At 70.4% G+C, this 26789-nt stretch carries 24 protein-coding genes; 17 read left to right on the top strand and 7 right to left on the bottom strand.

Annotated features, from left to right (window positions below; all coding sequences use genetic code 11):
* Genes J5V16_RS13665 through nuoN form a run of 8 tightly spaced genes read left to right on the top strand, consistent with a single transcriptional unit; the run spans position 1 to position 10413 of the window.
* Positions 1-2448: an NADH-quinone oxidoreductase subunit G gene (locus J5V16_RS13665; RefSeq protein ID WP_208496844.1), complete on the top strand. Its 2448-nt coding sequence runs from the start codon at positions 1-3 to the stop codon at positions 2446-2448.
* Positions 2448-3761 (top strand): NADH-quinone oxidoreductase subunit NuoH, encoded by a 1314-nt coding sequence (gene nuoH, locus J5V16_RS13660; protein ID WP_208496843.1) that lies wholly within the window; start codon positions 2448-2450, stop codon positions 3759-3761. Before J5V16_RS13665 ends, nuoH begins: the two co-directional genes overlap by 1 nt.
* The gene (gene nuoI / locus J5V16_RS13655) at positions 3761-4327 is read left to right on the top strand and encodes an NADH-quinone oxidoreductase subunit NuoI (RefSeq protein ID WP_208496841.1); all 567 of its coding nucleotides are present in this window, start codon (positions 3761-3763) and stop codon (positions 4325-4327) included. Before nuoH ends, nuoI begins: the two co-directional genes overlap by 1 nt.
* A complete protein-coding gene (locus J5V16_RS13650; protein WP_208496887.1) occupies positions 4327-5106 on the top strand; it encodes an NADH-quinone oxidoreductase subunit J in 780 nt (259 codons plus the stop codon). Before nuoI ends, J5V16_RS13650 begins: the two co-directional genes overlap by 1 nt.
* On the top strand, positions 5103-5402 hold the full coding sequence (nuoK, locus tag J5V16_RS13645; protein ID WP_208496840.1) for an NADH-quinone oxidoreductase subunit NuoK: 300 nt from the start codon (positions 5103-5105) through the stop codon (positions 5400-5402). The genes J5V16_RS13650 and nuoK overlap by 4 nt, the downstream gene beginning before the upstream one ends.
* A gap of 10 nt (positions 5403-5412) precedes the next feature.
* On the top strand, positions 5413-7314 hold the full coding sequence (gene nuoL / locus J5V16_RS13640; protein ID WP_208496839.1) for an NADH-quinone oxidoreductase subunit L: 1902 nt from the start codon (positions 5413-5415) through the stop codon (positions 7312-7314).
* Positions 7311-8867: an NADH-quinone oxidoreductase subunit M gene (locus J5V16_RS13635; RefSeq protein WP_208496838.1), complete on the top strand. Its 1557-nt coding sequence runs from the start codon at positions 7311-7313 to the stop codon at positions 8865-8867. The genes nuoL and J5V16_RS13635 overlap by 4 nt, the downstream gene beginning before the upstream one ends.
* Positions 8860-10413: an NADH-quinone oxidoreductase subunit NuoN gene (gene nuoN, locus J5V16_RS13630; protein ID WP_208496837.1), complete on the top strand. Its 1554-nt coding sequence runs from the start codon at positions 8860-8862 to the stop codon at positions 10411-10413. Before J5V16_RS13635 ends, nuoN begins: the two co-directional genes overlap by 8 nt.
* Positions 10414-10470: 57 nt before the next feature.
* Here nuoN and J5V16_RS13625 read toward each other — a convergent pair whose 3' ends face one another.
* Positions 10471-11019, bottom strand: coding sequence for a hypothetical protein (locus J5V16_RS13625; protein WP_208496836.1), 549 nt, complete (start codon positions 11017-11019; stop codon positions 10471-10473).
* A gap of 266 nt (positions 11020-11285) precedes the next feature.
* On the opposite strand from J5V16_RS13625, the gene J5V16_RS13620 reads away from it, so the two are divergent.
* Positions 11286-11543, top strand: coding sequence for a type II toxin-antitoxin system Phd/YefM family antitoxin (locus tag J5V16_RS13620; protein WP_208496835.1), 258 nt, complete (start codon positions 11286-11288; stop codon positions 11541-11543).
* Positions 11540-11788: a type II toxin-antitoxin system RelE family toxin gene (locus tag J5V16_RS13615; RefSeq protein WP_208496834.1), complete on the top strand. Its 249-nt coding sequence runs from the start codon at positions 11540-11542 to the stop codon at positions 11786-11788. Before J5V16_RS13620 ends, J5V16_RS13615 begins: the two co-directional genes overlap by 4 nt.
* A 28-nt stretch (positions 11789-11816) precedes the next feature.
* Here the strand turns inward: J5V16_RS13615 and J5V16_RS13610 are convergent, their stop codons facing one another.
* Positions 11817-12812: a polyprenyl synthetase family protein gene (locus tag J5V16_RS13610; RefSeq protein ID WP_408612424.1), complete on the bottom strand. Its 996-nt coding sequence runs from the start codon at positions 12810-12812 to the stop codon at positions 11817-11819.
* A gap of 78 nt (positions 12813-12890) precedes the next feature.
* Positions 12891-14057: an MFS transporter gene (locus tag J5V16_RS13605; RefSeq protein WP_208496831.1), complete on the bottom strand. Its 1167-nt coding sequence runs from the start codon at positions 14055-14057 to the stop codon at positions 12891-12893.
* Positions 14058-14752: 695 nt separating this feature from the next.
* Here J5V16_RS13605 and J5V16_RS13600 point away from each other — a divergent pair.
* Together J5V16_RS13600 and J5V16_RS13595 are read left to right on the top strand one after the other, a co-directional pair.
* The gene (locus tag J5V16_RS13600; protein ID WP_408612434.1) at positions 14753-15493 is read left to right on the top strand and encodes an IclR family transcriptional regulator; all 741 of its coding nucleotides are present in this window, start codon (positions 14753-14755) and stop codon (positions 15491-15493) included.
* A gap of 80 nt (positions 15494-15573) precedes the next feature.
* Positions 15574-16758, top strand: a complete 1185-nt coding sequence (locus J5V16_RS13595; protein ID WP_208496828.1) for a hypothetical protein — start codon at positions 15574-15576, stop codon at positions 16756-16758.
* A gap of 55 nt (positions 16759-16813) precedes the next feature.
* On the opposite strand, the gene J5V16_RS13590 is transcribed toward J5V16_RS13595, so the two are convergent.
* The 4 genes from J5V16_RS13590 to J5V16_RS13575 form a co-directional block, all read right to left on the bottom strand.
* Complete coding sequence (locus tag J5V16_RS13590) at positions 16814-17833, bottom strand: 2-oxoacid:ferredoxin oxidoreductase subunit beta (protein ID WP_208496826.1); 1020 nt, start codon at positions 17831-17833, stop codon at positions 16814-16816.
* Positions 17826-19682 (bottom strand): 2-oxoacid:acceptor oxidoreductase subunit alpha, encoded by a 1857-nt coding sequence (locus J5V16_RS13585; protein ID WP_208496825.1) that lies wholly within the window; start codon positions 19680-19682, stop codon positions 17826-17828. Before J5V16_RS13585 ends, J5V16_RS13590 begins: the two co-directional genes overlap by 8 nt.
* Positions 19683-20051: 369 nt before the next feature.
* Complete coding sequence (locus J5V16_RS13580) at positions 20052-20972, bottom strand: hypothetical protein (protein WP_208496823.1); 921 nt, start codon at positions 20970-20972, stop codon at positions 20052-20054.
* A complete protein-coding gene (locus J5V16_RS13575) occupies positions 20969-21577 on the bottom strand; it encodes an RNA polymerase sigma factor (protein WP_208496821.1) in 609 nt (202 codons plus the stop codon). Before J5V16_RS13575 ends, J5V16_RS13580 begins: the two co-directional genes overlap by 4 nt.
* A gap of 468 nt (positions 21578-22045) precedes the next feature.
* Between J5V16_RS13575 and J5V16_RS13570 the strand changes: the two genes are divergently transcribed.
* The 5 genes from J5V16_RS13570 to J5V16_RS13550 all read left to right on the top strand — a co-directional run bounded on the left by J5V16_RS13570 (position 22046) and on the right by J5V16_RS13550 (position 26768).
* Positions 22046-22414: an NADH-quinone oxidoreductase subunit A gene (locus tag J5V16_RS13570; protein ID WP_208496820.1), complete on the top strand. Its 369-nt coding sequence runs from the start codon at positions 22046-22048 to the stop codon at positions 22412-22414.
* A complete protein-coding gene (locus J5V16_RS13565) occupies positions 22405-22932 on the top strand; it encodes an NADH-quinone oxidoreductase subunit B (protein WP_255537400.1) in 528 nt (175 codons plus the stop codon). The genes J5V16_RS13570 and J5V16_RS13565 overlap by 10 nt, the downstream gene beginning before the upstream one ends.
* On the top strand, positions 22925-23551 hold the full coding sequence (locus tag J5V16_RS13560; protein WP_208496818.1) for an NADH-quinone oxidoreductase subunit C: 627 nt from the start codon (positions 22925-22927) through the stop codon (positions 23549-23551). The genes J5V16_RS13565 and J5V16_RS13560 overlap by 8 nt, the downstream gene beginning before the upstream one ends.
* The gene (locus J5V16_RS13555; RefSeq protein WP_208496816.1) at positions 23541-24494 is read left to right on the top strand and encodes a complex I subunit 1/NuoH family protein; all 954 of its coding nucleotides are present in this window, start codon (positions 23541-23543) and stop codon (positions 24492-24494) included. The genes J5V16_RS13560 and J5V16_RS13555 overlap by 11 nt, the downstream gene beginning before the upstream one ends.
* Positions 24495-24620: 126 nt before the next feature.
* Entirely contained in the window at positions 24621-26768 is a 2148-nt protein-coding gene (locus tag J5V16_RS13550) for a transglycosylase domain-containing protein (protein ID WP_208496814.1), read from the top strand.
* Positions 26769-26789 lie beyond the last annotated feature (21 nt).

Raw genomic sequence — 26789 nt, 5'->3', positions numbered from 1 at the left:
ATGACCGATCAAGTCACGTTCACCATCGACGGCGTCGAAGTCACGGTCCCCAAGGGCACCTTGATCATCCGTGCCGCCGAGCAGCTCGGCATCGAGATCCCCCGCTTCTGCGACCACCCGCTGCTCGAGCCCGCCGGGGCCTGCCGCCAGTGCCTCGTGGACGTCCCCGACATGGGCAACGGGCGCGGCATGCCCAAGCCCGCCGCCTCCTGCACGACCACCGCCATGGAGGGCATGGTCGTCAAGACCCAGCACACCAGCGAGGTCGCCAAGGAGGCCCAGGAGGGGATCATGGAGTTCCTCCTGATCAACCACCCCCTGGACTGCCCGGTCTGCGACAAGGGCGGCGAGTGCCCGCTCCAGAACCAGGCCATGAGCACCGGGCGCACCGAGACGCGCATGGAGCCGGAGGACAAGCGCCGCTACAAGAAGGCGCTGCCGATCTCCTCGCAGGTGCTGCTCGACCGCGAGCGCTGCGTCCTGTGCGCGCGCTGCACCCGCTTCTCCGACCAGATCGCGGGCGACCCGTTCATCGAGCTGATGGAGCGCTCGGCGCTCGAGCAGGTCGGCGTGTACGAGGACGAGCCGTTCGAGTCCTACTTCTCGGGCAACACCGTCCAGATCTGCCCGGTCGGCGCGCTCACCGGCACCCAGTACCGGTTCCGCTCGCGCCCCTTCGACCTCGTGTCGACGCCCAGCGTGTGCGAGCACTGCTCGGCCGGGTGCGCGCAGCGCTCGGACCACCGCCGCGGCAAAGTCCTGCGCCGCCTCGCGGGCGAGGACCCGGCGGTGAACGAGGAGTGGAACTGCGACAAGGGCCGCTGGGGCTCCTCCTACATCGAAGCGGCCGACCGGATCACGAAGCCGCTGGTCCGCGACGAGGACGGCTCGCTGCGCGAGGCGTCCTGGCCCGAGGCCCTGCGCCGCGCGGCCGCGGGGCTCAAGGACGCGGGCAGCCGCGTCGGGGTCCTGCCGGGCGGCCGGCTCACCGTCGAGGACTCGTACGCGTACTCGAAGTTCGCGCGGGTCGCCCTCGGCACCAACGACATCGACTTCCGCTCCCGCCCGCACTCCTCCGAGGAGGCGGAGTTCCTGGCGCACGCCGTGGCCGGCGTATTCCCCTCGAGCGGCGCGGTCACCTACGAGGACCTGGAGAAGGCCCCCGTGGTCGTCACCGTCGGCCTCGAGATCGAAGAGGAGTGCCCGATCGCGTTCCTGCGCCTGCGCAAGGCCGTGCGCCAGCGCGGCCAGCGGGTGCACGTGGTCGCGCCGTTCGCGACGCGCGGCACGGCGAAGCTGAACGCGAACCTCATCGAGGCCCTGCCGGGGGAGGAGGCCGAACTCCTCGACGGCTGGAGGAGCGGCGGCTTCGTGCGCGACGCGCTGAGCGAGGACGGCGCGGTCATCCTGCTCGGCGAGCGGCTCTCCACTGTGGAGGGAGCGTTCTCGGCGGCGGTGCGCCTCGCGAAGGCCACGGGCGCGCGGATGGCGTGGATCCCGCGGCGCGCGGGCGACCGCGGCGCGGTCGAGTCCGGCTGCCTCCCCGGGCTGCTGCCCGGCGGCGGCCTCGCCTCGTACACGGCGGACCGCGACCAGCTGGCCGAGTACTGGGGCGTCGAGTCCCTGCCCGGCAACGACGGCCGCGCCGCGTGGGAGATCCTGCAGGCCGCCGCGGAGGGCGAGATCGACGCGCTCCTGGTGGGCGGCGTGGACCCGTACGACTTCGCGGACGGGCCCGCGGTCGAGGCGGCGCTGTACGCGGCCCGGTTCGTGGTCTCCCTGGAGATCCGGCATTCGGCGGTGACGCGGGTGGCGGACGTGATCCTGCCGGTCGCGCCGGTGACGGGCAAGCCCGGGGCGTACTTCGACTGGGAGGGGCGGCTGCGGACGTTCGACACGGTGATCCCCTCGGATCTCATGTCTGACCACGCGGTGCTCGACACGCTCGCGGCGGCGATGGGGGTCGAGCTGGGGCTCGCCGAGACCCGCACGGTGCGTGCGGAACTCGCGGGGCTGCCGGATCCGCTCACGCGCCAGCCGGCGCCTGACTGGGCGGTGGACAGGGCCGCGCACCCGCATGAGGACGGCAAGGCGATCCTCGCGACGTGGCGCCAGCTCCTCGACGGCGGTTCGATGCAGGAGAACAACCCGCACTTGGCGGGCTGCGCTCCCGACCCGGTGGTGCGGTTGAGCGCCGCGACGGCGAAGGCGATCGGCGCGAGCGAGGGGGGCGGTGTCACCGTGGCGACCTCGATCGGCGGGATCACGCTGCCGCTCAGGGTCACCGACATGCCCGAGGGCGTGGTCTGGCTGCCGCAGAACGCGCCGGGTCGCGGGATCTACCGCCACCTGGGCGCCGGTTCGGGCGATGTGGTCACGATCCGCGCCTATCCGAACGTCCCTCGCCCGGCCGCTCAGTCCGGTGAAGCCGTGGAGGCGGTCAAGTGATGAACGATCCGATCTGGCTCATGCTCGTCAAGGGCGTGCTCGTCTTCGTGGTGCTCGTGCTGCTGGTGCTCTTCACCATCTGGTTCGAGCGGCGCGTGGTGGCGATCATGCAGGTGCGGCCGGGGCCGAACCGCAACGGGCCGTTCGGTCTGCTGCAGTCGCTCGCGGACGGTTTGAAGCTGGCGTTCAAAGAGGACGTGATGCCGCGGACGGCGGACAAGGTCGTGTTCATCGCGGCCCCCGTCATCGCCGTGACGTGCGCGTTCACGGCGTTCGCGGTGATCCCGTTCGGGCCCGAGGTGAACGTCTTCGGGATCGAGACGGAGCTGCAGCTCACCGATTTCGAGGTGAGCGTGCTGCTGATCCTGGCGTGCTCGGCGCTCGGCGTGTACGGCATCGTGCTGGCGGGCTGGTCCTCCGGTTCGACGTACTCGCTGCTGGGCGCGCTCCGCGCCGCGGCGCAGGTCATCTCGTATGAGATCGCGCTGGGCCTGGCGGTGCTGACGGTGTTCTTCCAGTCGCAGCTGATGTCGACCGGCGCGATCGTCGAGGCGCAGGCCCAGGGCCTGCCGCTGACGTTCGGCGGCACGGAGATCACGCTGCCGGGCTGGTACTTCATCATCCTCGCGCCGAGCTTCGTGATCTTCGTGATCTCGATGGTCGGCGAGACGAACCGCGCCCCGTTCGACCTCCCGGAGGCGGAGTCGGAGCTGGTGGCGGGGTTCGCGACCGAGTACTCGAGCCTGAAGTACGCGTCGTTCTTCCTGGCGGAGTATGTCAACATGGTCACGATGTCGGCCCTGTGCGTGACGCTCTTCCTGGGCGGCTGGGCCGCGCCGTTCCCCGCCTCGTGGTGGCCGGGCGCGAACGAGGGGTTCATGCCGCTGGTGTGGTTCTTCGGGAAGGTCCTGGCGTTCCTGTTCTTCTACGTGTGGCTGCGCGGCACGCTGCCGCGCCTGCGCTACGACCAGTTCATGCGCCTGGGCTGGAAGGTCCTCGTGCCGGTGTCCCTGGTGTGGCTCATGGTCCTGGCGGCCATGAACATCGGGCTCGACACCGACAACGATCTGCCGACGCGCATCGCGTTCGCGGGCGGCGCGGCGATCGCCGTGATGGCCCTGATCTTCTTCTGGCCCAGCCGGAAGCAGTACGAGGAGCCGGCCGAGCCCGACACGGGCCTGGGCGGGTTCCCCGTGCCGCCGCTCGACCTGGCCGTCCCGCCGAGCCCGCGTTCGCTCACGGAGCTCGAACCCGCAAGCACTGCCGTTCCCGTCAACGGCTCCGGTCCTACCGACAAGGGAGAGGAGGAGTAATGTCCGGTTTCGCTAAAGGCTTCGGCGTCACCTTCTCGCACATGTTCAAGCCGAAGGTCACGGTCGACTACCCGGAGGAGCCCTCGAAGCTCCAGCCGCGGTTCCACGGCCGGCACGTGCTCAACCGTCACCCCGACGGGCTGGAGAAGTGCATCGGCTGCGAGCTGTGCGCGTGGGCCTGCCCGGCCGACGCGATCTACGTGGAGGGCGCGGAGAACACCGAGGCCGAGCGGTTCTCGCCCGGCGAGCGGTACGCCAAGAACTACCAGATCAACTACGCGCGCTGCATCTTCTGCGGCCTGTGCATCGAGGCCTGCCCGACCCGCTCGCTCACCATGAGCAACGAGTACGAGCTGGCCCGGGACGACCGCCGCGACCTCATCTTCACCAAGGAGGAGCTGCTGGCCCCGCTCATCGAGGGCATGGAGCAGCCGCCGCACCCGATGCGCCTGGGCGACAGCGAGAAGGCGTACTACGCCTCCGGCCCGACCAACCCGGGCGCGAGCGAGGGCGCGGAGTTCTCCCTCACGGAGATGCTGGCGCAGAACCGGAGGGGTGAGCAGTGATGATCGACGTCGCGCAGACCGTCGCCCAGAACGGCATCAGCGGCGAGTCGGTGTTCTTCTGGATCCTCGCGCCGATCGCGCTCGGCGGGGCCATGGGCCTGGTGCTGGCGCGCTCGGCGATCCACGCGGCGCTGATGCTCGCGGTCACCATGCTGTGCCTGGCGGTCTTCTACATCATGCAGGCCGCCCCGTTCCTCGGGTTCGTGCAGATCATGGTCTACACGGGCGCGATCATGATGCTGTTCCTGTTCGTGCTCATGCTGTTCGGGCGCGACTCGAAGGACTCGATGTTCGAGACGCTGCGCGGGCAGCGCCTCTTCGCGGTGCTGCTCGGCATCGGCATGGCGGCGCTCCTGGCCTCCGGCCTGGCGCGCGCCGTCTCGGGTATGACGATCGCGGCCGACCCGCGCTGGGCGACCGGCGCGCAGTCGAACGTCGAGGCGATCGCCGAGGCGCTGTTCTCGACGTACCTGTTCCCGTTCGAGGTCATGGCGGGCGCGCTCACCGTGGCCGCGGTCGGCGCGCTCATGTTCGCGCACGTCGCCAAGAAGGGCGGCCACCGCGGGCAGAGGGAGCACAGCCGCGAGCGGTTCGCGCCCGGCAGCTACCCGGGCCCCAGGCCCGGCCCGGGCGTGTTCGCGAACTCGGACTCGACCGCGACGCCCGCGCTGCGGCCCGACGGCTCGATCGAGCCCGCGTCGCTCTCGGAATACGTGCCGCCGCGCCAGCTCACCGCCGCCGAGGCCGCGCCGAAGCACACGGAAGGACGGGACGCATGAGCCCCGAGTACTACCTGATCCTGGCCGCCGCGCTGTTCACGATCGGCGCGGTCGGCGTCCTGGTGCGGCGCAACTCCATCGTCGTGTTCATGTGCGTCGAGCTCATGCTCAACGCCGGAAACCTGACCCTGGTCACCTTCGCCCGCACCAGCGGCAACATCGACGGGCAGGTGATGGCGTTCTTCGTGATGGCCGTCGCCGCCGCCGAGGTCGTGGTCGGCCTGGCGATCATCATGGCGATCTACCGGTCCCGGCGCTCCGCCTCCGTCGACGACGCCAACCTGCTGAAGGCCTAGAGGGGACACAGTGGACGACATCTCGTACGCACCCGCCGAAGGGGTCCTCTCGCTGGCGTGGCTGCTCATCGCCCTGCCCGCGTTCGGCGCCGCGGTCCTGCTCCTCGCGGGCCGCCGCTCCGACAAGTGGGGCCACTGGCTCGGCGTCGCCACGATCGGCGGCGCCTTCGCGCTCGCCGTCGCGATGTTCGCCTCGCTCGCGGGCCTGGAGAACAAGAGCGCCGAGCTCGACCTGTTCACCATCATCGCGGTGCAGGACCTCACCATCGAGGCCAACTTGCTCTTCGACCCGCTGAGCGCGGTGTTCTGCCTGCTCATCACCGGGGTCGGCTTCCTCATCCACGTCTACGCCGTCGGCTACATGGCCCACGACGAGGGCCGCCGGAAGTTCTTCGCCTACTTCAACCTGTTCGCCGCCGCGATGCTCGTGCTCGTCCTGGGCGGCAACTACTTCATGACCTTCATCGGCTGGGAGGGCGTGGGCCTCGCCTCGTACCTCCTCATCTCCTTCTGGCAGATGAAGCCCGCCGCGGCCACCGCCGGCAAGAAGGCCTTCCTCACCAACCGCGTCGCCGACGTCGGGTTCCTCCTGGCCATGTTCACCATGCTCGGCGCGCTGGGCACCGTGGACTTCGCCGGGGTCTTCAACGGCGCCGAGTCCCTGTCCACGGGCACGAGCCTCGCCATCGGGCTGCTGCTCCTCGCCGCCGCCTGCGGCAAGTCCGGCCAGTTCCCGTTCCAGACCTGGCTCCCGGACGCCATGGAGGGCCCGACCCCGGTGTCGGCGCTCATCCACGCCGCCACCATGGTCACCGCGGGCGTGTACCTCATCGCCCGCTCGCACGCCGTCTTCAGCCTCAACCCGGACGTGCAGACCGCCGTGGTCGTCGTCGGCGCCCTCACCCTCCTCTTCGGAGCGATCGTGGGCTGCGCCAAGGACGACATCAAACGCGTCCTCGCCTGGTCCACCGTCTCGCAGATCGGCTACATGTTCCTCGCCGTCGGCCTCGGCGGCGGGGCGTTCGCGCTCGGCATCATCCACCTGCTCGCGCACGGCTTCTTCAAGGCCGGGCTGTTCCTCGGCTCCGGCTCGGTCATGCACGCCATGAACGACCAGACCGACATCCGCCGCTTCGGCGGCCTCTGGCGCAAGATGCCGCTCACATACGCGACGTTCGCCGCCGGATGGCTCGCCATCATCGGCCTGTTCCCGTTCTCGGGCTTCTTCACCAAGGACCCGATCATCCACGACGCGTTCGCCCGCGAAGGCTGGCAGGGCTGGGTCGTCGGCGGCGCCGCCCTCCTCGGCGCGGCGCTCACCGCGTTCTACATGACCCGCCTGTTCGTGCTCACCTTCCACGGCCCCAAGCGCTGGACCGACGACGTGCACCCGCACGAGTCCCCGGCGATCATGACCGTGCCGCTGGTGCTGCTCGGCCTCGGCTCGCTCGGCGCCGGCGGCCTCATGGCCACCTCGGTGCCCGAATGGCTCGCGCCCGTCTTCGGCGAGCCCCACGAGGTCCACGGCCACCTGACCCACATGCAGGTCACCATCGCCACCACCGTCGTCGTGGTCCTCGGCGCCGGCCTCGGCTGGTTCCTGTTCCGCAACGGCACCGACGAAGTGCCGCGCGCCGCCGCCTGGCCGGTGCGCTTCGCCCGCGCCGACCTCGGCGGCGAGGCCGTCAACCGCGGCGTCTTCGAACGCCCGAGCCGACTCGCCGCCAGCGCCTCGGTCGCCATGGACGGCCGCGTCGTCGACGGCGCCGTCAACGGCCTCGCCGCAGGCGTAGGCGGCACCTCGCGCCGCCTGCTCGTGCTGCAGACCGGCTTCGTCCGCTCCTATGCCCTGTCCATTCTGTCCGGCGCGCTCATCGTGGTGGCCGCGCTCATGGTGGTGGTCGTCCAATGAACGAACTCCCGTTGCTGTCCGCGCTGGTCGCCGTGCCCCTGATCGGGGCCGTGGCCGTCGCGTCGATCCGCCGCGAGAACGCCGAAGCGGCCCGCTGGACCGCGCTCGCCGCCTCCGGCCTGGTCGCCGTGATCGCCGCGCTCGTGGCGATCGGCTTCGACTACTCGCCGGACGCGCCGTGGCTCCAGTTCACCGAGTCCTACGCGTGGGTCGGGGCCTGGGACCTCAACCTGTCGTGGGGGATCGACGGCATCGCGCTGCTCATGGTCCTGCTCACCGCGGGCCTGACGCCGATCGCGATGCTCGCGGCCTGGCGCGACCTCGACTCCGTGAAGCGCTCGGTCCCGGCGTTCTTCGCGCTCATCCTCGCGCTCGAAGCGGCGATGCTCGCGACGTTCCTCGCCTCGAACGTGCTGCTGTTCTACTTCTTCTTCGAAGCGATGCTCGTGCCGATGTACTTCCTCATCGGCTCCTACGGCACCGGCCCGAAGAAGCAGTACGCGGCCGTGAAGTTCTTCCTGTACTCGCTGCTGGGCGGCCTGCTCATGCTCGTCGCCGTGATCGCCCTGTGGGTGAACAACGGCGGGGTCTTCGACTGGCAGACCCTCGTGGACGCCGAGCCGATGGCCGCCGGGACGCTCCAGGACTGGCTGTTCATCGGGTTCTTCATCGCGTTCGCGATCAAGGCCCCGTTCTTCCCGTTCCACACGTGGCTCCCGGACGCGGGCGGGGCGGCGCCCGCCGCGGCCGCCGCGCTCCTGGTCGGCGTCATGGACAAGATCGGCACGTTCGCGATCCTGCGCTACTGCATCCCGCTGTTCCCGGACGCGACGCAGCGGTTCGCGCCGTGGGTCATCGCCATGAGCGTCATCGGCGTGCTCTACGCGGCGTTCGTCGCGATCGGCCAGACCGACCTGAAGCGGCTCGTCGCCTACACGTCGATCGCCCACTTCGGCTTCATCGGCCTCGGGATCTTCGCGTTCACGCAGGAGGCCGCGATCGGCGCGGTCCTCTACATGTTCAACCACGGCCTCGCCACGGGTCTGCTGTTCATGGTCGTCGGCTTCCTCACGATCCGCCGCGGCTCGGCGCAGATCGCCGACTACGGCGGGGCCGCCAAGACCCTGCCGATCCTGGCGGGCGTGTTCCTGTTCGCCGGGCTCGCGTCGCTCTCGCTGCCGGGCACCGCGCCGTTCATCTCCGAGTTCCTGGTGCTGCTGGGCGCGTTCAACGGCACGTTCGGCGGCAACGAGCCCGTCGCGGTCCTCGCGACCCTGGGCATCATCCTCGCCGCGGCGTACGTGATCTGGATGTACCAGCGCACCATGCAGGGCACCCGCAACCCGGTGCTCGACGAGATGCCCGCGATGAAGCGCGACCTCACCGTCCGCGAGAAGGCGCTCGTGGCGCCGCTGGTGGTCGCGATCCTCGTCTTCGGGTTCTTCCCGCAGCCGCTGATCGACGCGGCCCAGCCGGCCGTCGACAACACGCTCCTCTTCATCTCCGGCTCGCCGGAGGACCTGCCCGCCGCCGAAGGAGTCACCAATGAATGAGGCCCAGCAAGCGGGGCTCCAGATCGACTGGGCCGGACTCGCGCCCATGATCATCGTGTTCGTCGCGGCCTTCGGCGGGCTCCTCGTGGAGGCCGCGGTCCCCAAGGCCCGCAGGCTGGTCGTGCAGGTCGCGCTCGCGGTCCTGACGCTGGCCGCCGCGTTCGCGGCGGTGATCCTGAACGCGGGCAAGAACAGCGCCGCGTTCGAGATCGAGGGCGTCGGGATCGGCTCGGTGGTCCTGGACGGCCCGGGCCTGTTCCTGCAGGGCACGCTCGCGGTGCTCGCGCTCATCGCGGTGCTGCTCCTGGCGGAGCGGCGCACGACGAAGGGCGGCGACTTCGTGGCCGAGGCGGCCGTGGTCGCCGACTCCGCGGCGGACAAGGCGCAGCGGCGCGAGGACGGCGCGACCGAGATCTTCCCGCTGACGCTCTTCGCGGTCGGCGGCATGATGATGTTCGTGACGGCGGGCGACCTGCTCACCATGTTCGTCGCCCTCGAGATGCTCAGCCTCCCGCTGTACCTGCTGTGCGGGCTCGCGAAGCGCCGCCGCCTCATCAGCCAGGAGGCCGCGCTCAAGTACTTCCTCCTGGGCGCGTTCGCCTCCGCGTTCTACGTGTACGGCATGGCGATGCTCTTCGGCTTCGCCGGGACCGTGGACCTCGCCGGGATCAACCGGGCGGGCGTCGAGTCGGGCCAGCCGCGCCTGTTCCTCTACATCGGCGTCGCGATGATCGCGGTGGCGCTGCTCTTCAAGGCCGCGGCGGTGCCGTTCCACATGTGGACGCCGGACGTCTACACGGGCGCGCCGACCCCGGTCACCGCGCTCATGGCCGCGTGCGTGAAGGTCGCGGCCTTCGGCGGGCTCCTGCGCGTCTTCAACGTCGGCCTGTCGTCGTCGGCGTGGGACTGGCACCTGATCCTGACGGTCATCGCCGTGGCGACGATGCTGGGCGGCGCGATCTTCGCCGTCACGCAGCGGAACATCAAGCGGCTCCTGGCCTACAGCTCGATCGCGAACGCCGGGTACCTGCTCATCGGCGTGATCGCGCTCGGCGACGCGGTCGGCCAGACCATGTTCTACTTGGCCGCCTACGGCTTCACCGTGATCGCCGCCTTCGCGGTCGTCTCGCTCGTGCGCGACGGCGACGAGGAGGCGACCCACCTGGCCCGCTGGGCGGGCCTCGGCAAGAACTCGCCGGGCACGGCCGTCGTGTTCACCATCCTGATGCTCGCCCTCGCGGGGCTTCCGTTCACGAGCGGCTTCAGCGCCAAGTTCAACCTCTTCGCGGCCGCGCTGCAGGCCGACGAGGTCGGCCTGGTGATCGTCGGCGTCGTCTCCTCGGCGATCCTCGCCTTCCCGTACCTGCGGGTCGTCGTCCTGCTCTGGCTCAACGAGCCCGCGCCCGACGCCCCCACGGTCAACCTGCCGAGCCCCATGGCCGGCACGGTCGTCGCCGCCGGCGTCGCCGCCACGATCCTCCTCGGCATCGTCCCCGGCTTCCTCCTCGACCTCGTCGACCAGGCCAGCACCTTCCTCAACACCTAGACAGCGCCGAGAAAGCGGCCGCGGGAGAGTTCCCGCGGCCGCTTTTCCGTTCGGTGGCTAGACCGCCTTGGCGGTCTCGAGTTCGCCGGTCTCGGCGAGTTCGCGGTCGATCTCCTCGAAGAGCTCTTCGGCGGCGAACCAGGCTTTGGAGGCCTTGGAGCGCAGCAGGAGGAGGGTCGCGGCGGGGAAGGAGCCGCAGACGACGAGGAGGGCGGCGGCGCTGACGAAGAACGGCGCCTCGTCGGGGAAGGTCGCGAAGTAGGCGCGGCCGAGGATCCACAGGTACATGGCGGCCGGGACGATCGCGAGGGCCCACCAGGCGGCCTTCACGGCGTGGGCGCGGCGGCGGCCGAGGCGGGTGGCGATGAAGGGCATCGAGACCGTGACGGCGACGCTGAGGAGGATCGTGGCCAGCCGTTCGAGGTCGATCGAGCCGATGACGTCGAGCATCGAGTCGTGGCTGGAGGAGGACCGCGTCGCGTCGAACAGGAAACGCACGCCGATCGAGTAGAGGACGACGATCGCCGTGAACTGGAGCCAGATGACGCCTTGCGCGGCGAGGACGGTCTTCGGCTTGGCAGAGGGCCCGTGGTGTCGGGGTCGCACTGCGCTCCCTTCTCGGCAGCGGAGCGCTGGCCGGAGGATCGCTCGGCGGACGCGTCGGTCGACGCCGAGTGTCTGGAGGCACGGCTCGCAAGCCTCGCCGCGCCAGGGGGCGCCGCTTCCTGGGAAAGCGACCTCTGAACGATAGCGAACGCCGACCACCGCCAGGGACCCGGTGCGATCCAGAACACGTACGGACCGGTCACTGCGGCACCTTGACGGTCGAACCATCTCCCGATTCGACATAAACATCATGTTAATCTAGATGCATGGCAGTGTACTCGATCTCGGAGGCGCGACCTAAGCTCGGCGACATCGTCCGCCGAGCGGCCGCGCACCAGCAGACCGTCATCACCGACCACGACCGGCCCATCGCGCTCGTGGTGAACTTCAACGACTGGGAGGACATGGAGGACACGATCGCCGCCCTCCGCAACCAGATCGCCCGTGCCGAAGGAGTGCGGCCGGTGGAGCACGAGGAGGCCAAGCGGATGCTCCGTGAAGCGGCGGCCCAGGCCGCGCGGTGAGCTATGTCGTCCAGTGGGAACCGGTCGTAGTCGCGCAGGTCTCGCGGTTCATGGCGACCCATCACGGAGAGCTCGAAGAGCTCCTGGCGTTCCTGGACTTGTTGGAGGAGAACTCCCGCCCGGTGGGTTCGGCGGCGTGGGGTCCGGACTACCGGCGAGCCCGCATCGGCGCGTGGCGGGTGCTGTACCGGATCGACGAGACGGTGAGTGTCATCGGCATCGAGAACACCGGGCGCACCGGATGACCCGTGGAGCAAAGCGGTCGCTGTCGAGTCAGGCGTCGCGTTCGATCATGTAGTCGCAGATGTCGACCAGGGCCTTCTGGGCCGGGCCCTCCGGGAGCGCCTGGGCGAGGGCGCGGGCGCGCTCCTGGTACTGCAGCAGCGTGGCCTTGGCCTGCTCGAGGGCCTTCGAGGAGCGAAGCAGCTCCAGGGCCTCGGCCAGGTCCGACTCCGGGACGGGGCCGGCGACGAGTTCGCGCAGGCGCGCGTCGGCCGGGTCGTCGCCTCCGAGGGCGTAGATGACCGGGAGGGTCGGCACGCCTTCGAGGAGGTCCGTGCCGGGGGTCTTCCCGGAGGAGTCAGAGGCGATGTCGATGATGTCGTCGGCGATCTGGAACGCCACGCCGATGACCTCGCCGAACTCCTCGGCGGTCGCGATCGTCTCCTCGGAGGCGCCCGCGAACCACGCGCCGAACTTCGCGCACGTGGCGATGAGCGAGCCGGTCTTCTCCGAGAGGATCTCGAGGTGCCATTCGACCGGGTCGATGCCCTCGGGCTGCGGCATGGTCTCGTTGATCTGCCCGCGCACGAGCCGCGCGAACGTGGCCGCCTGCAGCCGCACCGCGTCGATGCCGAGGTCGGCCATCATCTGCGCGGCCTGGCTGAACAGGTAGTCGCCGGTGAGGATCGCGACCGAGTTGTCCCAGCGGGCGTTCGCGCTCGGGGCGCCGCGGCGCACGAGCGCTTCATCCATGACGTCGTCGTGGTACAGCGTCGCGAGGTGCGTGAGCTCGAGCGCGACGGCGGCGTCGAGGATGCCCGGCCGGGCCGGGTCCCCGAAGTGCGCGCACGCGAGCGTGAGCATCGGCCGGAACCGCTTCCCGCCGGCGTTGATGAGGTGGGACCCGGACTGGCGCAGCAGCGGCTGGTCGGTGTCGACCGCTTTCAGCAGTCGCTCCTCGACGAGATCGAGCGAGGCTCGGATCTCTTCGGCGAAGGCCTCGTCGGAGAAGGTCAGCGCGGTCTGTGCACGTCGGGTGGTCACCACAGCCTCACCTTATCGTGCGATACCCCGGCACCGCTCGGCACGGGAACCCCGGAGTCGCGCGCGCCGCAACGAGGAACGTCAATGCGCGAAGCGCCTGCCGACCGTGCTGCCCGCCACGATGAACAGGGCCGACGCCGCCATCGCCGCGACCGCGGCCGTCCACCCGACGCCCCACCCCGCGTGGTCGACGACGAGGCCGAACCCGATCGGGCCGATCGCGCCGCCGAGGAAGATACCCGTCTGGGTCACCGAGGTCGCCAGCGCCGGGGCGTCCGCGTACCGCTGGACGACGGCGTGGTTCATCAGCCCCGGCCAGGCCCAGCCGAGCCCGTACGCGGCGGCGGTGCCGACCGGCAGCAGCCACGGCAGCTCGAGCAGGTACGTGGCGACGCCCGCGGCCCCGGCCGCGAGCATGAGCGCGATGATCCGGAACTCGCCGCCCTTGCGGACGTCCGCGAGCGCCCCGAACCCGGTGCGGCCGATGACCCCGGCGATGCCGCCGACCATGAGCACCAGGCCCGCGTAGCTCTCGGAGCCGCCGATGTCGACGGTGAACGTGGTCGCGAACGAGCCGATCGGGGTCGCGGCGAGCGCGCCGAGGAACGTCGCGACCGCGAACAGCAGCAGCTGCGCGTCGAACGAGCGCGCGCCCTGGTTCCTGGGGCGCACGGCGGGCCGTCCGAGCCCGGCGAGCGGGACGAGCGCCAGCAGCACCAGGGCGGCGCCGATGACGAACGCCCACCGCCATCCGAGGGTGAGCGCGACGACGGGGACGCTGAGCCCGCCGAGCATGGTGCACAGCGGGACCGAGGCCTGCTTGGCGCCGAAGAGGAGGCCGCGCCGCCCGACCGGCGCCCATTCGCTGAGGACCGTGTTGGAGGCGAGCTGCCCGAGCCCGTTCGCGGGCGCGCACAGCACCATGAACACGGTGAGCACCACCGGGTCGTGCGCGAAGGCGGCGACGCCGAGGAGCCCGGCGGCGGACATGCCGATCGCGGTGCGGGCGGTGACGAGCGCGCCGAACCGGTCGACGAGCCGTCCTGAAGGCACCGTCGTGGCCGCGGTGACGGCGAAGTAGATCCCCGAGATCCACCCGATCGCGCTGACGCCCATGCCGAGTTCGCCGGTGATCTGCACGGCGAGCCCTCCGAACAGGAACACCGGGAGGACGGCGGCGACCTGGACGGTCATGGCGGCGGCGACGGTGGTGGACGTTCTAGGACGGGGTGGGGCGGAGGTGGACACGATGGCAACCGTACTCCGCTTATCTGATAACCCAAGCGGCTTTCACATGGCGGGAGCGGCGGTGCGGCAACCCTTCCGGGTAGGGAGTCTTGACTCCAGCACACAGCGTGTGCGAGTGTTGCACTTGAGCGACAGCACTTGTCAGACAGCGTTTCCTGACGGCAGCGGCCTGCGGACTTCCGGCCCGCACGTCGCCTGCGGTGCCCCCGGAACCGCCGCATCGCTTCCCCCGCAGGGGAGACGAAACGCGGCGGCCCTGGTGGGAGGGAGCCGCCGCGTTTCGGTTATTCGTATGTTCCGCGACGGCGACGAGGAAGTTTGGTGGGGACTCGACGCCGCCGCCGCGGGTTGTCCGCGACCGGCGTGTGCCGGACCGCGAACGGTGCTGACACATGAATACTGCCTTGTATGCGACCGTGACGCAACCGGCTGTTGTTTATATAGTTAGATCACGGCCGGTCCGACCGGCGCCGCACCCGGCGCCGACCGTCGGATCAACTGGTGCAAATTGGAGCGGCGGCATGGTGGAGCAGCGGCGACCAGGGGACGAACCGCAAGGCGGCGTCCCGAACTACAAAGGCGCGCCCCGGACCCGGGCGAGCAGGAACCGGCCCGCGCCGCCGGACCGCAAGCCCGCCAAGGGCGCCGCCTCGGCGGCGAGCGCGTTTCCGAGCCCCCAGGCCGAACCCACCAAGATGATCCAGAGCGTCCAGAGGGCACTGCGCATCATGGAGCTGGTGGGCAACCACCCGTCCGGCGTCACCGCCCCGCGCATCGCCTTCGAATGCGGCCTCAACCGGGCCACCGCCTACAACCTCCTGCGAACGCTCGTCTACGAGAACTACCTGCGCCGCGACGAGAACGGCCGGTACACGCTCGGTCTCGAGGTCTCCGACCGCTACTCCGAGCTCACCCGCGCCATCGCCGGGCCGAGCACCTGCGGCGAGTTCATGCGCCGCATGTCGAACGAGACCGGCTACTCGACCTTCATCGCCCGCTTCGTGGAAGGCCGCCCCGCCGTCACCGACGTCATCGAGGGCCACCGCAGCCCGCACGTCGAAGACCTCATCGTCGGCTTCGACGACGGCGCCCACGCCACCGCGCTCGGCAAGGCCCTCCTCGCCACCCTGCAGCCGCACGACCGCGCCAGCTTCCTCAAGTCCGCCGGGATGCGCCCGTTCACCCGCCGCACCCTCGTCGAGCCCGACGCGCTCGAATACGACCTCGCGGTCTACGGCGAGTCCGGGGTCTACGCCGAGATGGGCCAGTTCCGCGAAGGCGTCGGCTGCGCCGGCGTCGTCGTGCGCGAAGGGGACGCGCCCGGGGAGCGGATCGTCTTCGCCGTCGCCCTGCCCCTCGAGGAGATCCGCACTTCGTGGCCGCTGCTGACGCAGCGCCTGCGCGACGCCGCGGTCGAACTCCAACCGCTGCTCTAGCGCGGGCAACCCGCCCGGGGAAGGGACGCGTACTCAGGACGTCGAAGCCGTTTCGACGTCACCTGAGAGGAACGCGATCGATGCTACGCAAGACCCGGGCGGCCGCCGCGCTGCTGGCCCTGGCGGCGCTCGCCGCCTGCACCGACGACGGCAAGGGCGGCGGCGGCGACGGCGCGAGCCCGGAGTTCGAGGAGCCGCGCCTGGTCGACATGGTCAACGAGAGCAACCGGCTCCTGTACGAGCTGGAGGTCGCGGAGAACCGGATCATCCAGGCCTGCTTGGAAGAGGGCGGCCACACCGTCCACGACCAGTCCTGGTTCGACGTGCCCGAGCCCGAGAAGCAGGACGAGGTGTTCGGCGCCGACGACTGGGGGAACTGGATCCCGCCGGTCGAGGAGGCCGAGCAGTACGGCCTCGGCATCTGGTCGAAGATCGAGGAGGGCCTGGGCACGCCCGAGGCCGAGGAGTACGCGGCGTTCAAGGGCTACGAACTCGAAGGCCTCGGCGAAGCGGAAGCCGGCGGCGCGGGCCTGCCCGACAACGGCGAGTTCGAGGCCCTCACCCCTGAGCAGCAGTACGACTGGTACGTCGCCTACTTCGGCGAGGCGGCCGCGTCGCAGGAGTGGGGCTTCCTGGTCGGCGCCGAGGCCACGGACACCGGCGGCGGGGACGACGGCGAGATCGACCTCGGCGACGACTTCGCCTATGTGGAGCCCGAACCGGGCGGGTGCCGGCGCGAGATGATCGACGCGCTCTACGAGGGCGACCTGCGCCAGGTCCAGGACCCCGAAGGCCAGGAGTACCGGGAGTCGACCTGGGAGTGGCGGCCGGTGAACCCCGCCGACGACTTCGCGGCCATCGACGCGGCGAACCTCGCGTACGAGGAGGCGATCGCCGGCGTCAAGGGCGAACTCGTGCAGTGCCTCGCCGACAAGGGCCACCCGGGCTGGGAGTTCGACGAGGAAGGCAGCCTGCCGTACGTCGACTACCTCTACGAGTTGTACGAAGGCTCGTCCGATGTGCACGACCACCCGGAGCTGCCCGCCGACGCGCCCACCGACTTCGACGGCAAGAAGGAGTTCGAGATCGCCTTCGCCGTCGCGCTCGCCGAATGCGGTGACGAGACCGGCTACCGCGAGAGCGCCGAGCAGGCCTGGGGCGACTCCCGCGAGGCGTACTACGTGTCGATCGAGACGCAGGTCTACGCCTGGCAGGAGGAGGTCCGCGGCATCCTGACCACGGCCCAGGAAGTCCTCGAAGGATAAGCAGGGCAACGAGATCGGGCCGGACCCCGAAGGGTCCGGCCCGCTATCCGCTGACTTACAGCACGGTCCAGGTGTCTCCCGAGTGCAGGAGCCGGTCCAGGGCCTCCTTGCGGTCGACGCCCGCGGCGGCCTCGTCGACCTGGGTGCGCACGCCCGCGTCGTACGTGGGCCGCTTGACGTTGCGGAACACGCCGATCGGGGTGTGGTCGAGCGCGATGCCCGACAGGCGCGAGAGCGCGAACGCGTACGCCGGGTCGTCCACGTCGGACTTGTGCACGACCACGTCGGCCGCGTCCACCTCCGAGGCGTCCTTGACCTGCAGGCCGTAACCCGACTGCACGACGACCTTGTCGCCGAACGCGATCGGCTCGCCGTCCTGGAGGCGGATGATCGACTCGTCGCGGGTGTCCGGGTTCTTCAGGACCTCGAACGCGCCGTCGTTGAAGATCGGGCAGTTCTGGTAGATCTCGACGAACGCCGAGCCCTCGTGCTCGGCCGCGGCCCGCAGCACCTCTTGCAGGTGGGCGCGGTCGGAGTCGAGGGTGCGGGCCACGAACGTGGCCTCGGAGCCCAGCGCCAGCGACAGCGGGTTGAACGGCGCGTCGACCGAGCCCATGGGGCTGGACTTGGTGAGCGTGCCCGGCCCGGAGGTGGGGGAGTACTGGCCCTTGGTGAGGCCGTAGATCCGGTTGTTGAACAGCAGGATCTTCAGGTTCACGTTGCGGCGCAGCGCGTGGATGAGGTGGTTGCCGCCGATCGACAGCGCGTCGCCGTCGCCGGTGACGACCCACACCGACAGGTCCGGGCGGGAGACCGCCAGGCCCGTGGCGATGGCCGGGGCGCGGCCGTGGATCGAGTGCAGGCCGTACGTGTTGAGGTAGTACGGGAACCGCGAGGAGCAGCCGATGCCGGAGATGAACGCGATCTTCTCGCGCTCGAGGCCCAGCTCGGGCAGGAAGGACTGCACCGCGGCGAGGATGGCGTAGTCGCCGCAGCCGGGGCACCAGCGCACCTCCTGGCTCGACTTGAAGTCCTTGGCCTTCAGCTTGGGGGCGTCCAGCTTGACGTCAGCCATTCTTGATGACCTCCTCGAGGGCGTCCTGCAGTTCGTTGGAGGTGAACGGCAGGCCGCGCACCTTGTTGTAGCCGACCACTTCGGTGCCGGGGAAGTTGTTGCGCAGCAGCATGGTGAGCTGGCCCAGGTTCATCTCCGGGACCACGACCTTGTCGTACCGGGCGAGGACGCGGGCCGTGTTGTGCGGCATCGGGTTGAGGTAGCGCAGGTGCGAGCGGGCGACGGTGACGCCCTTCTCGCGCAGCGCCCGCACGGCCGCGCCGATGGGTCCCCACGTCGAGCCCCAGCCGAGCACGAGCACGCTCGCATCGCCCGTGGGGTCGTCGACCTCCAAGTCCGGGACCTCGATGCCGGCGATCTTCGCGGCGCGGGTGCGGACCATGTGGTCGTGGTTTACGGGATCGTAGGAGATGTCGCCGGTGCCGTCGGCCTTCTCGATGCCGCCGATGCGGTGCTGCAGGCCGGGCGTCCCGGGGACCGCCCACGGACGGGCCAGGGTCTCGGGGTCGCGCTGGAACGGGAGGAAGACCTCCTCGCCCTTGGCGTCCACGGCGTTCATCTCGGTCGCGAACTTCACCGTCAGGTCGGGCAGGTCGGCCATGGCCGGCAGCTGCCACGGCTCGGCGCCGTTGGCGATGTAGCCGTCGGAGAGGACCATGACGGGCGTGCGGTAGACGGTCGCGATCCGAGCGGCCTCGAGCATGATGTCGAAGCAGTCCGAGGGGGACTGCGGCGCGAGGACCGCGATCGGGGCCTCGCCGTGGCGGCCGAACATGGCCATCACGAGGTCGGCCTGCTCGGTCTTGGTCGGCAGGCCCGTCGACGGTCCGGCGCGCTGCACGTCGACGACGACGAGCGGCAGTTCCAGGGAGACGGCGAGTGAGATCGTCTCGGACTTGAGCGCGATGCCCGGACCCGAGGAGGTGGTGACGCCGAGCGCCCCGCCCCAGGAGGCGCCCAGGGCCGCGCCGACGGCGGCGATCTCGTCTTCGGCCTGCACGGTGGTGACGCCGAAGCGCTTGTGTTTGGACAGCTCGTGGAGGATGTCGCTGGCCGGGGTGATCGGGTAGGCGCCCAGGAACACCGGGAGGCCGGTCGCCACACCCGAAGCGGTGATGCCCCAGGCCAGCGCCACGTTGCCGGTGATGTTCCGGTACGTGCCGGCCTTGAGCTTGGCCGGCGGGATCTCGAAGCGGACGGCGAACGCCTCGGTGGTGTCGCCGTAGTTCCACCCGGCCTTGAGCGCGGCGATGTTGGCCTCGGCGATGGCGGGCTTGGACTTGAACTTGGCGCGCAGGAACTCCTCGGTCGCCTCGGTCGGGCGCGAGTACATCCACGAGACGAGGCCGAGGGCGAACATGTTCTTCGAGCGCTCGGCGTCCTTCTTCGAGACGTCGAAGTCCTTGAGCGCCTCGATGGTGAGGGTCGCGAGGGCCACGGCGTGCACCTGGTAGTCCTCGAGCGAGCCGTCTTCGAGCGGGTTCGCGTCGTACCCGACCTTGGTCAGGTTGCGCTTGGTGAACTCGTCGGTGTTGACGACGATGGTGCCCCCGGCCTTGAGGTCGCGCAGGTTCGCCTTGAGCGCCGCCGGGTTCATCGCGATGAGCACCTCGGGGTGGTCGCCCGGGGTGAGGATGTCGCTGTCGGCGAAGTGGATCTGGAAGCTCGACACGCCCGGGAGGGTGCCGGCGGGGGCCCGGATCTCGGCGGGGTAGTTCGGGAGGGTCGACAGGTCGTTGCCGAGTTTTGCGGTTTCCGCCGTGAAGCGGTCACCCGTGAGCTGCATCCCGTCGCCGGAGTCCCCTGCGAAGCGGATGACGACCCGGTCGAGCTGCCGGACGGTGTTCACCTAGTTCTCCTCATGCGGGTTCTGGGGCACGCAAGGACTGCGGCGTTCGGTCGCGGGGAGCGGGGCTCCGCCGTGTCTGCTACTTGCGATGCTACGCGGGCGTCACCTCGCGGTGCCAACCCTGCGACGCCACCGCGATGTAGGCGACACCACTTTCGCTCTTGGCGAAGCTTGCGAGCCATAAACTTGCAGAGACTGACTCACATGGTGAGACGGAGGCCGGTCCCCAGTGACCTGGACCTCTCGTTTCGGCTGTCTCAGGCGCGTTTCCGGGGCGGCGCGCCGTCCCGGATCGTGGACGCGTGAGGCTCGCCACGACACGCCGGAGTCGGGGATCCGACGCTCGCCGGGGCCCCCGCGGGGCTCCAATCAGGACCCGCTGGAGGCCGTCGACTCGGCGCTCTCGCCGGCGGTCGGCGTCTCGGCCGGGTCCGGGCTCGACGCGCTCTCGCTCGGCGTCGGCTCCGACGTCGACTCGTCCTGGACGGGCGAGAAGACCTCGGCGTCGGCGTCCCACGTGTACTCGAACGCGCCGGTGGCATCCGGGTGGCCCGGGGTCACCGCGTCGACCGCGATCACGCCGTCCTCGATCGAGACGACCGCGGCCGTGGAGGCAAGCGTCTTCGGCTCCCACACCCAGCCCAGCTGCTCGAGCGAGTCGCCGTCCTCGTTCCACGAGAACGCGGCCACGCCGGCGGTGAAGGCCTCCCCGCCCTCGGGGCGGCATTCGAGCACGGCCGCGACATCGTCGGCGCCGTCCCCGTCGACGTCGCCGAGCACCGGCCCGACGCCCGCTTCGGGGTCGAACGCGATCGCCCACGGCGTCTCGTCGGTGAAGGTCCAGTCCTCGACGTCGAGGCCGAGCGAGCCCTCGAGGCACGCGTCGCCGTACTCGCCGGGGTCGGTGATGACCAGGGTCGTCTCGGCCGGGATCGCGGCGGTCTCGGTCGGCTCCTCGCCGCCGGACGAGTGCGGGCTGGCCGGGTCGCCGATGCTGTAGCTCGGGGTCTCGTCCGAGGTGGCGACCTCGGAAGACGTGTCCCCGGTGCCCGAAGGCGCGGGGCCGAACGCGTTCGGGCCGATCGTCTGGGCCACGGCGAAACCGCCCGCGGTCACCGCGGTGCACGCGCCGAGGACCGCGGCCAGCGACATGAGCCGGCGGCGGCGCAGCGCGGCCGGGGCGCGGCCGAGCAGCTCGTTGACGGGCGGCGGCGGGAACTGCGCGGCGGAGTCCGCCTTCAAGCTCGCGAACGCCGCTGCGACCTTGTCGTCCTCAGGGTCGACGGTCATGAGCGGTCCTCCTTCACGGAAGCTCGGCGGTTCGCGGAACGGGGCCCGGGCAGGGCGCGCTTGATGCGGATCGGCATGGTGTCCGGGTCGGCCTCGGGGGCCTTCGCGGCCTTGGCGGGGGCCTCGGCGGCCGGGTCGGTGAGCAGCGCGGCCAGCTCCTTGCGGCCGCGGTGCAGCCAGGACTTGACGGTGCCTTCCTTCGCACCGGTCGCGGCGGCGATCGCGGCCACCGTCATGTCGGCCATGTAGTGCATGACCAGCGCCTGGCGCCGCTTGGCCGGGACCTGCTTCAGCGCGGCCACGAGCGCGACGTGGTCGGGGCTCGCCGCGGGCGCCAGCTCGGGCGCGGAGGACTTCTGGAGGAACTTGCGGGCGACCTGGTTGCGGCGGTGCCGGCTCGTGGCGAGGTTCCAAGCGACGCGGCGGACCCACGCGACGGGCTCCTCGTAGCCGCCGACCTTGTCCCAGCGCTGCCACGCCCGCAGGAAGGCCTCCTGGACGAGGTCCTGGGCTTCGGTGGCGTCGCCGAGGTAGGCGCATACCTGGGCCGCGAGCTCCGAGAAATGCTTCTCGTAGAGGTCGGTGAACTCCGCCTCCGTTCGCACATCCGCTCCAGCGCAGGTAGGTGGGACAAGGGAATCTTCCGGGTCATCTGGTTCGTGCCCGGCGGCAACCATTGTCGCGTTCGCGAAGGCGGAGATACGAGGCGGGGTCGCTATGTCGACAATCCTCTCAACGACCGGAGCGCCCGGGCCGTCGAAGGCCTCGCCGAGGTCCGCGGGCCGTTCGAGCAGCATCGTGGCGGACCCGGCGTCGGCCCGGGGCAGCGTCGGTGCGCCGGCGGCGGTCATGTGCGGTGATCCCATTCCTGTTACCTGTTCCGTTCGCCCGCTCAGCCCCTGTTCGGGCGCTTCGCGGCGTACGGAGTGAATCCTCTTCGTACAACAACACGCCGCTGCGTGCCGGGCGGTTGCGCGCGGTGCGGCGAAGTTCAGCGAAGTCGCCGCAGAATCGCGTCGAATCGCCCGCGCGCACGGGTATCGCGAGCCGCCGTGCGCCGCTATCGTGTCGGTATGGACACCACCGGGCTGAGCGATTACGCCGTCTTCGGGGTGCTCCTGCTCGCCGGTTTCGCGTTCGTGGCCGCCGCGATGACCGCCAATCGGCTCCTGCGGCCCAGTGCGCCCTCGAAAGAGAAGGGCAAGACGTACGAATGCGGAGTGGACCCGGTCGGCAAAGACTGGGCGCAGGTCCAGATCCGCTACTACGTCTACGCGTTCCTGTTCGTGCTCTTCGCGGTCGAGGCGGTGTTCCTGTTCCCGTGGGCCGCGGTGTTCCGGGCCTTCGGAGCGGCCGCGGCGGTCGAGATGGGCGTCTTCGTCGGCGTGCTCGCCCTCGGCCTCGCCTACGCCTGGCGGAAAGGGGTCCTGCGATGGCGGTGAAACTCCCGTTCCCTTCGCGCACAACGGAAACGAATATCCTCGGCGAGCCGATCCGGTTCGTCCTCAACTGGGGCCGGCGCTATTCGCTGTGGGTCTTCAACTTCGGACTCGCCTGCTGCGCCATCGAATTCATCGCCGCCTCGATGAGCCGCCACGACTTCATGCGCCTCGGCGTGATCCCCTTCGCGCATTCGCCGCGCCAAGCGGACCTCATGGTCGTCTCCGGCACGGTCACGGACAAGATGGCACCGGCGATCAAACGCCTCTACGAGCAGATGCCCGAACCGAAGTACGTGATCTCCTTTGGCGCCTGCTCCAATTCCGGCGGCCCCTATTGGGACTCGTACTGCGTCACCAAAGGCGTCGACCAGATCATCCCGGTCGACGTCTACATCCCCGGCTGCCCGCCCCGCCCCGAAGCGCTCCTCTACGGCATCGGCGAACTCCAGAAGCAGATCGCCAAGGAACCCCTCCGAAAGCCCAGCCTGCGCCCGCTCGTGAGGAGGCCCGATGCCTGAGACCTGGGAAGACCGCGTCCGCGCCGCCCTCGACCTGGAGGAACTGGGCGCCGACGGGCCGCGCGCGGTCGCCGACGTCGACGCCAAGGACTGGCATGAGGCCGTGCGCGCCTGCCGCGACGAGCTCGGCTGCGACTTCTTCGACTGGCTCTCCGCGGTCGACGAGGGACCCGCCGATGAAGGCCACGGCTTCCGCGTCGTCGCCCACCTCTGGTCCGTGACCGAGCGGCGCGGCGTGCTCCTGCGCGCGCTCCTCGCCGAAGGCGCGGTCGCCTCCGTCGTCGACCTCTACCCCGGCGCGGACTGGCACGAGCGCGAGACCCACGAGATGTTCGGCGTCGACTTCCCCGGCCACCCCGACCTCCAGCCGCTCCTCCTCGCCCCCGAGTTCGAGGGCCACCCGCTCCGCAAGGACTTCATCCTCGCCTCCCGCGTCGTCAAACCCTGGCCCGGCGCGAAGGAACCCGGAGAGGGGCACGGCACGGTCCGCAAGCGCGCTCCGAAGAAACCTCCGGGCGTCCCCGACGACTGGATCGAGCCCGAAGGCGGGGCCGACGCGCGCGCTGAGCACATCGACGGCCCGCAAGCGTCGCCGAAGGCGCGGCCCGATGCTCCTTGAGATCGCGGTCAAGCTCGCCGCCGTGCTCGCCGCGTTCCTGGTGCTGCCCTTGGTCGTCGGCCAGACCGAGCACAAGCTCATGGCCCACATGCAGGGCCGCCTCGGCCCGATGCACGCCGGGCGCTTCCACGGCTGGGCCCAGCTCATCGCCGACGGCGTCAAGTTCGCGCAGAAGGAGGACCTCGTCCCCGACGACGCCGACAAGCCCGTCTTCAGGCTCGCGCCCGCCGTCGCGCTCCTGCCGTACCTGCTGGTCATCCTCTTCATCCCGCTCGGTCCCGGCGACCTCGTCGGATCGAACCTCGACATGGGGCTGTTCATCGTCGTCGCGCTCGTCGGCGTCGGCGTGCTCGCGGTGCTCATGGCCGGCTGGTCCTCCGCGAACAAGTACACGCTCGTGGGCGCCCTTCGCGGGGCCGCGCAGCTCATGGCTTACGAACTGCCGCTCGTGCTTGCCGCCGCCTCGGTCGCCGTCGCGGCCGGGACCTTGAGCCTGCCCGCGATCGTCGAGGCCTGGAACCCCTGGTGGCTGCTGTGGCAGGCCCCGGCCGCGCTCGTGTTCTTCACCGCCGGGCTCGCCGAGATCCGCCGCCCGCCGTTCGACGCGCCCATCGCCGACTCCGAACTCGTCTTCGGCTACCTCACCGAGTACGCCGGGCTCCGCTTCGCGCTGCTGCTCCTCGCCGAGTACGTGGGCATCGTCGTCATCTCGGCCCTCACGGCCGTGCTCTTCCTCGGCGGCTGGAAAGGCCCCGGCCCCGAATCGCTCGGCTGGGTCTGGACGCTGCTCAAGACCGGCGCGCTGGCCGGCGTCGTCATCTGGCTGCGGGTGGCCTGGCCGCGCCTGCGCGTGGACCAGATCCAGGCCCTGTGCTGGAAGGCCCTCGTCCCGATCGCGCTCGCGCAGCTCGTCCTCACCACGGCGGTCGCACTGGCCCTCTGAGTCACATCCGTCCCGTTGGGAACAGTTGCAACCCGGACAACCCATTGGCGGGGTTCAGGCGTATTCCTCAGTATGGAGTCAGATCGAGACGACACCGGGTCCGCGGATCCCGGACGCACGATCAACTTGCGGCCCTTCAGGAAACGGCCCAAAGCCGAACCTGGGGAACCCTCGGTCAAGCCGCCGCGGGCGAAGCCGAAGCACCGCCGCAAGAAGCGCAAGATCGCCGCGCTCGGGCTCGCGGTCCTCATCCTCGTCGCCGCCGTCGCCGTGGTCGGCTCGGTCTTCTACGCCAACGTCGACCTCCCCGAAGCCCTCGACGACGAGCTCAGCCAGGGCTCCACGGTCTACTACAGCGACGGCGAGACGGTCCTCGGCGAACTCGCCGCCGAGCAGCGCACCTCCGTGGGCCTCGACGAGATCGCCGACGACGTCGAGCACGCCGTGGTCGCCGCCGAGGACGCCAACTTCTACGGGCACCCCGGCGTGGACGCCAGGGGCGTGCTCCGCGCGATCGTCAACAACGTCAAGGGCGGCGACCAGCAGGGCGCCTCGACCCTCACGCAGCAGTACGTGGGCCTCGTCGCCGACATCCGCGGCGACGGCTCCTACCTCCGCAAGGCCCGCGAGGCGGCCATGGCGATGAAGATGGAGGAGGAGTTCTCGAAGGACGAGATCCTCAACCACTACCTCAACATCGTCTACTTCGGACGCGGCGCGTACGGGGTGGAGGCCGCCGCGCAGGCGTTCTTCGGCAGCTCGGCCGCCGAGCTCTCCACCTCGCAGGCCGCGCTCCTGGTCGCCCAGATCAAGTCCCCGGACGGCCCCTTCGACCCGCGCGACCCCTACGGCCAGGGCGGCAGCACCGAGGCCGCGACCGAGCGCTGGGAGTACGTGCTCGACCAGATGGTCGCCACCGGCCGCCTCGAGCAGGTCAAGCGCGACGCGATCACCGTCCTCCCCGAGACCCTCGACCCGACCGACGACCCCGACGGGCTCGGCCCGGAGGGGTTCGTCACCAACGGGTACGTGCTGCGCGAGCTCGCCGCCGCCGGGATCGGCACCGACGAGGTCCTGCGCGGCGGCTTCGACATCGTCACCACCCTCGACGCCGACCTGCAGGAGCTCGCCGTCGAGCAGACCGGCATCCGCGAGGTCACCGCCCAGGACGAGGACATGGCCGCCGCGCTCACCGCCGTCGAACCCGGCACGGGCCGGGTCCTCGCCTACTACGGCGGCGAGAACGGCGCCGGGCTCGACCTCGCCGCCGACGTCGGCCACCGGCCCGGGACCGCGTTCAACACCGTCGTCCTCGCCGCCGCGCGCGAAGCGGGGATCGACGTGTGGTCCTCCGAACTCGACGGCTCCTCGCCCCGGCGGTTCGAGACCTACGTCGACGCCGAAGGCGAGCCGATGGACCTGGTGAACATCGGCGGGGCCCAGGAGTTCGAGACCAGCCTGGTCGAAGCGGTCGGCCTGAAGCTCGACACGCCCGTCTACGAAGTGGCGGAAGGCCTCGGCGGCGACGCGATCGCCCGCACCGCCGCCGCGCTCGGCATCGAGCGCATGTGGGACCCGCACGACCTCGACGAGCACGGCGTGGCCGCCGCGATCGACCCGGCGCAGGACTCCGGGTTCCACCCGGACATCGGCATCGGCGCGTACCCGATCACCACGCTCGACGCCGCCGTCATGCACGCCATCCTCGCGACCGGCGAGGTCGTCGAGCCCTACTTCGTGGAGAGCGTCGTCGGCCGCGAGGCCGGACCCTACGATGCCGACCCGTCGGCACCCGCCGAGTTCGGACGGGGCCTCGCCGCCGAGGCGTTGGCCCCGCTCTACGAGAACGCCATGGAGTACGGCGACTTCGAAGTGGCCGTCAACGCCTCCTCGACCTGGCACGCCGGCTTCTCCCACGGCCTCTCCCTCGCCGTGTGGGCCGGGGACGAGAAGCAGGAGGGCGACGGCTCCTCCCACCAGGGCACCATCGCCGAGAAGATCTGGTGGCACGTTATGAACGGCCGCTCCGACGAGTACCGCATCTCGGAGGAGGAGCGGTGGCAGGCCGAAGCGGGCGCCGCCTCCGAGCAGGCGAACGAAGAGGAAGAGGAGGAAGCGCAGGCCGAGCAGGACGAGCGCGACGACGCAGAGACCGAGGAGACCTCGGAGCCCGAGCCGACCGAGACCGACGTCGAGCCCTCAGAGGAGCGGACGACCGAGGCCGCCGAGGAGCCGCCCACCGAGTCCGAGGACGCGGGCTGGCCGTGGGGATAGGCCTGTGAACGCACCGGTGCC

Origin of the sequence: Glycomyces niveus (assembly GCF_017592475.1) — a bacterium.
GTDB classification, from domain to species: Bacteria; Actinomycetota; Actinomycetes; order Mycobacteriales; family Micromonosporaceae; genus Glycomyces; species Glycomyces niveus.
Note: the sequence above shows the minus strand (reverse complement) of the source record. Positions and strands in the feature narration are given on the sequence as shown.

Excerpts from the sequence above, each read along its gene's own strand:
- J5V16_RS13570 (WP_208496820.1), top strand. The coding sequence starts at position 22,046 with ATGGACACCACCGGGCTGAGCGATTACGCCGTCTTCGGGGTGCTCCTG.
- J5V16_RS13600 (WP_408612434.1), top strand. The coding sequence starts at position 14,753 with ATGATCCAGAGCGTCCAGAGGGCACTGCGCATCATGGAGCTGGTGGGC.
- J5V16_RS13650 (WP_208496887.1), top strand. The coding sequence starts at position 4,327 with ATGATCGACGTCGCGCAGACCGTCGCCCAGAACGGCATCAGCGGCGAG.
- J5V16_RS13580 (WP_208496823.1), bottom strand. The coding sequence starts at position 20,972 with ATGACCGTCGACCCTGAGGACGACAAGGTCGCAGCGGCGTTCGCGAGC.
- nuoI (WP_208496841.1), top strand. The coding sequence starts at position 3,761 with ATGTCCGGTTTCGCTAAAGGCTTCGGCGTCACCTTCTCGCACATGTTC.
- J5V16_RS13665 (WP_208496844.1), top strand. The coding sequence starts at position 1 with ATGACCGATCAAGTCACGTTCACCATCGACGGCGTCGAAGTCACGGTC.
- nuoK (WP_208496840.1), top strand. The coding sequence starts at position 5,103 with ATGAGCCCCGAGTACTACCTGATCCTGGCCGCCGCGCTGTTCACGATC.
- J5V16_RS13555 (WP_208496816.1), top strand. The coding sequence starts at position 23,541 with ATGCTCCTTGAGATCGCGGTCAAGCTCGCCGCCGTGCTCGCCGCGTTC.
- J5V16_RS13565 (WP_255537400.1), top strand. The coding sequence starts at position 22,405 with ATGGCGGTGAAACTCCCGTTCCCTTCGCGCACAACGGAAACGAATATC.
- J5V16_RS13560 (WP_208496818.1), top strand. The coding sequence starts at position 22,925 with ATGCCTGAGACCTGGGAAGACCGCGTCCGCGCCGCCCTCGACCTGGAG.
- J5V16_RS13590 (WP_208496826.1), bottom strand. The coding sequence starts at position 17,833 with ATGGCTGACGTCAAGCTGGACGCCCCCAAGCTGAAGGCCAAGGACTTC.
- J5V16_RS13635 (WP_208496838.1), top strand. The coding sequence starts at position 7,311 with ATGAACGAACTCCCGTTGCTGTCCGCGCTGGTCGCCGTGCCCCTGATC.
- nuoN (WP_208496837.1), top strand. The coding sequence starts at position 8,860 with ATGAATGAGGCCCAGCAAGCGGGGCTCCAGATCGACTGGGCCGGACTC.
- nuoH (WP_208496843.1), top strand. The coding sequence starts at position 2,448 with ATGAACGATCCGATCTGGCTCATGCTCGTCAAGGGCGTGCTCGTCTTC.
- J5V16_RS13595 (WP_208496828.1), top strand. The coding sequence starts at position 15,574 with ATGCTACGCAAGACCCGGGCGGCCGCCGCGCTGCTGGCCCTGGCGGCG.
- J5V16_RS13620 (WP_208496835.1), top strand. The coding sequence starts at position 11,286 with ATGGCAGTGTACTCGATCTCGGAGGCGCGACCTAAGCTCGGCGACATC.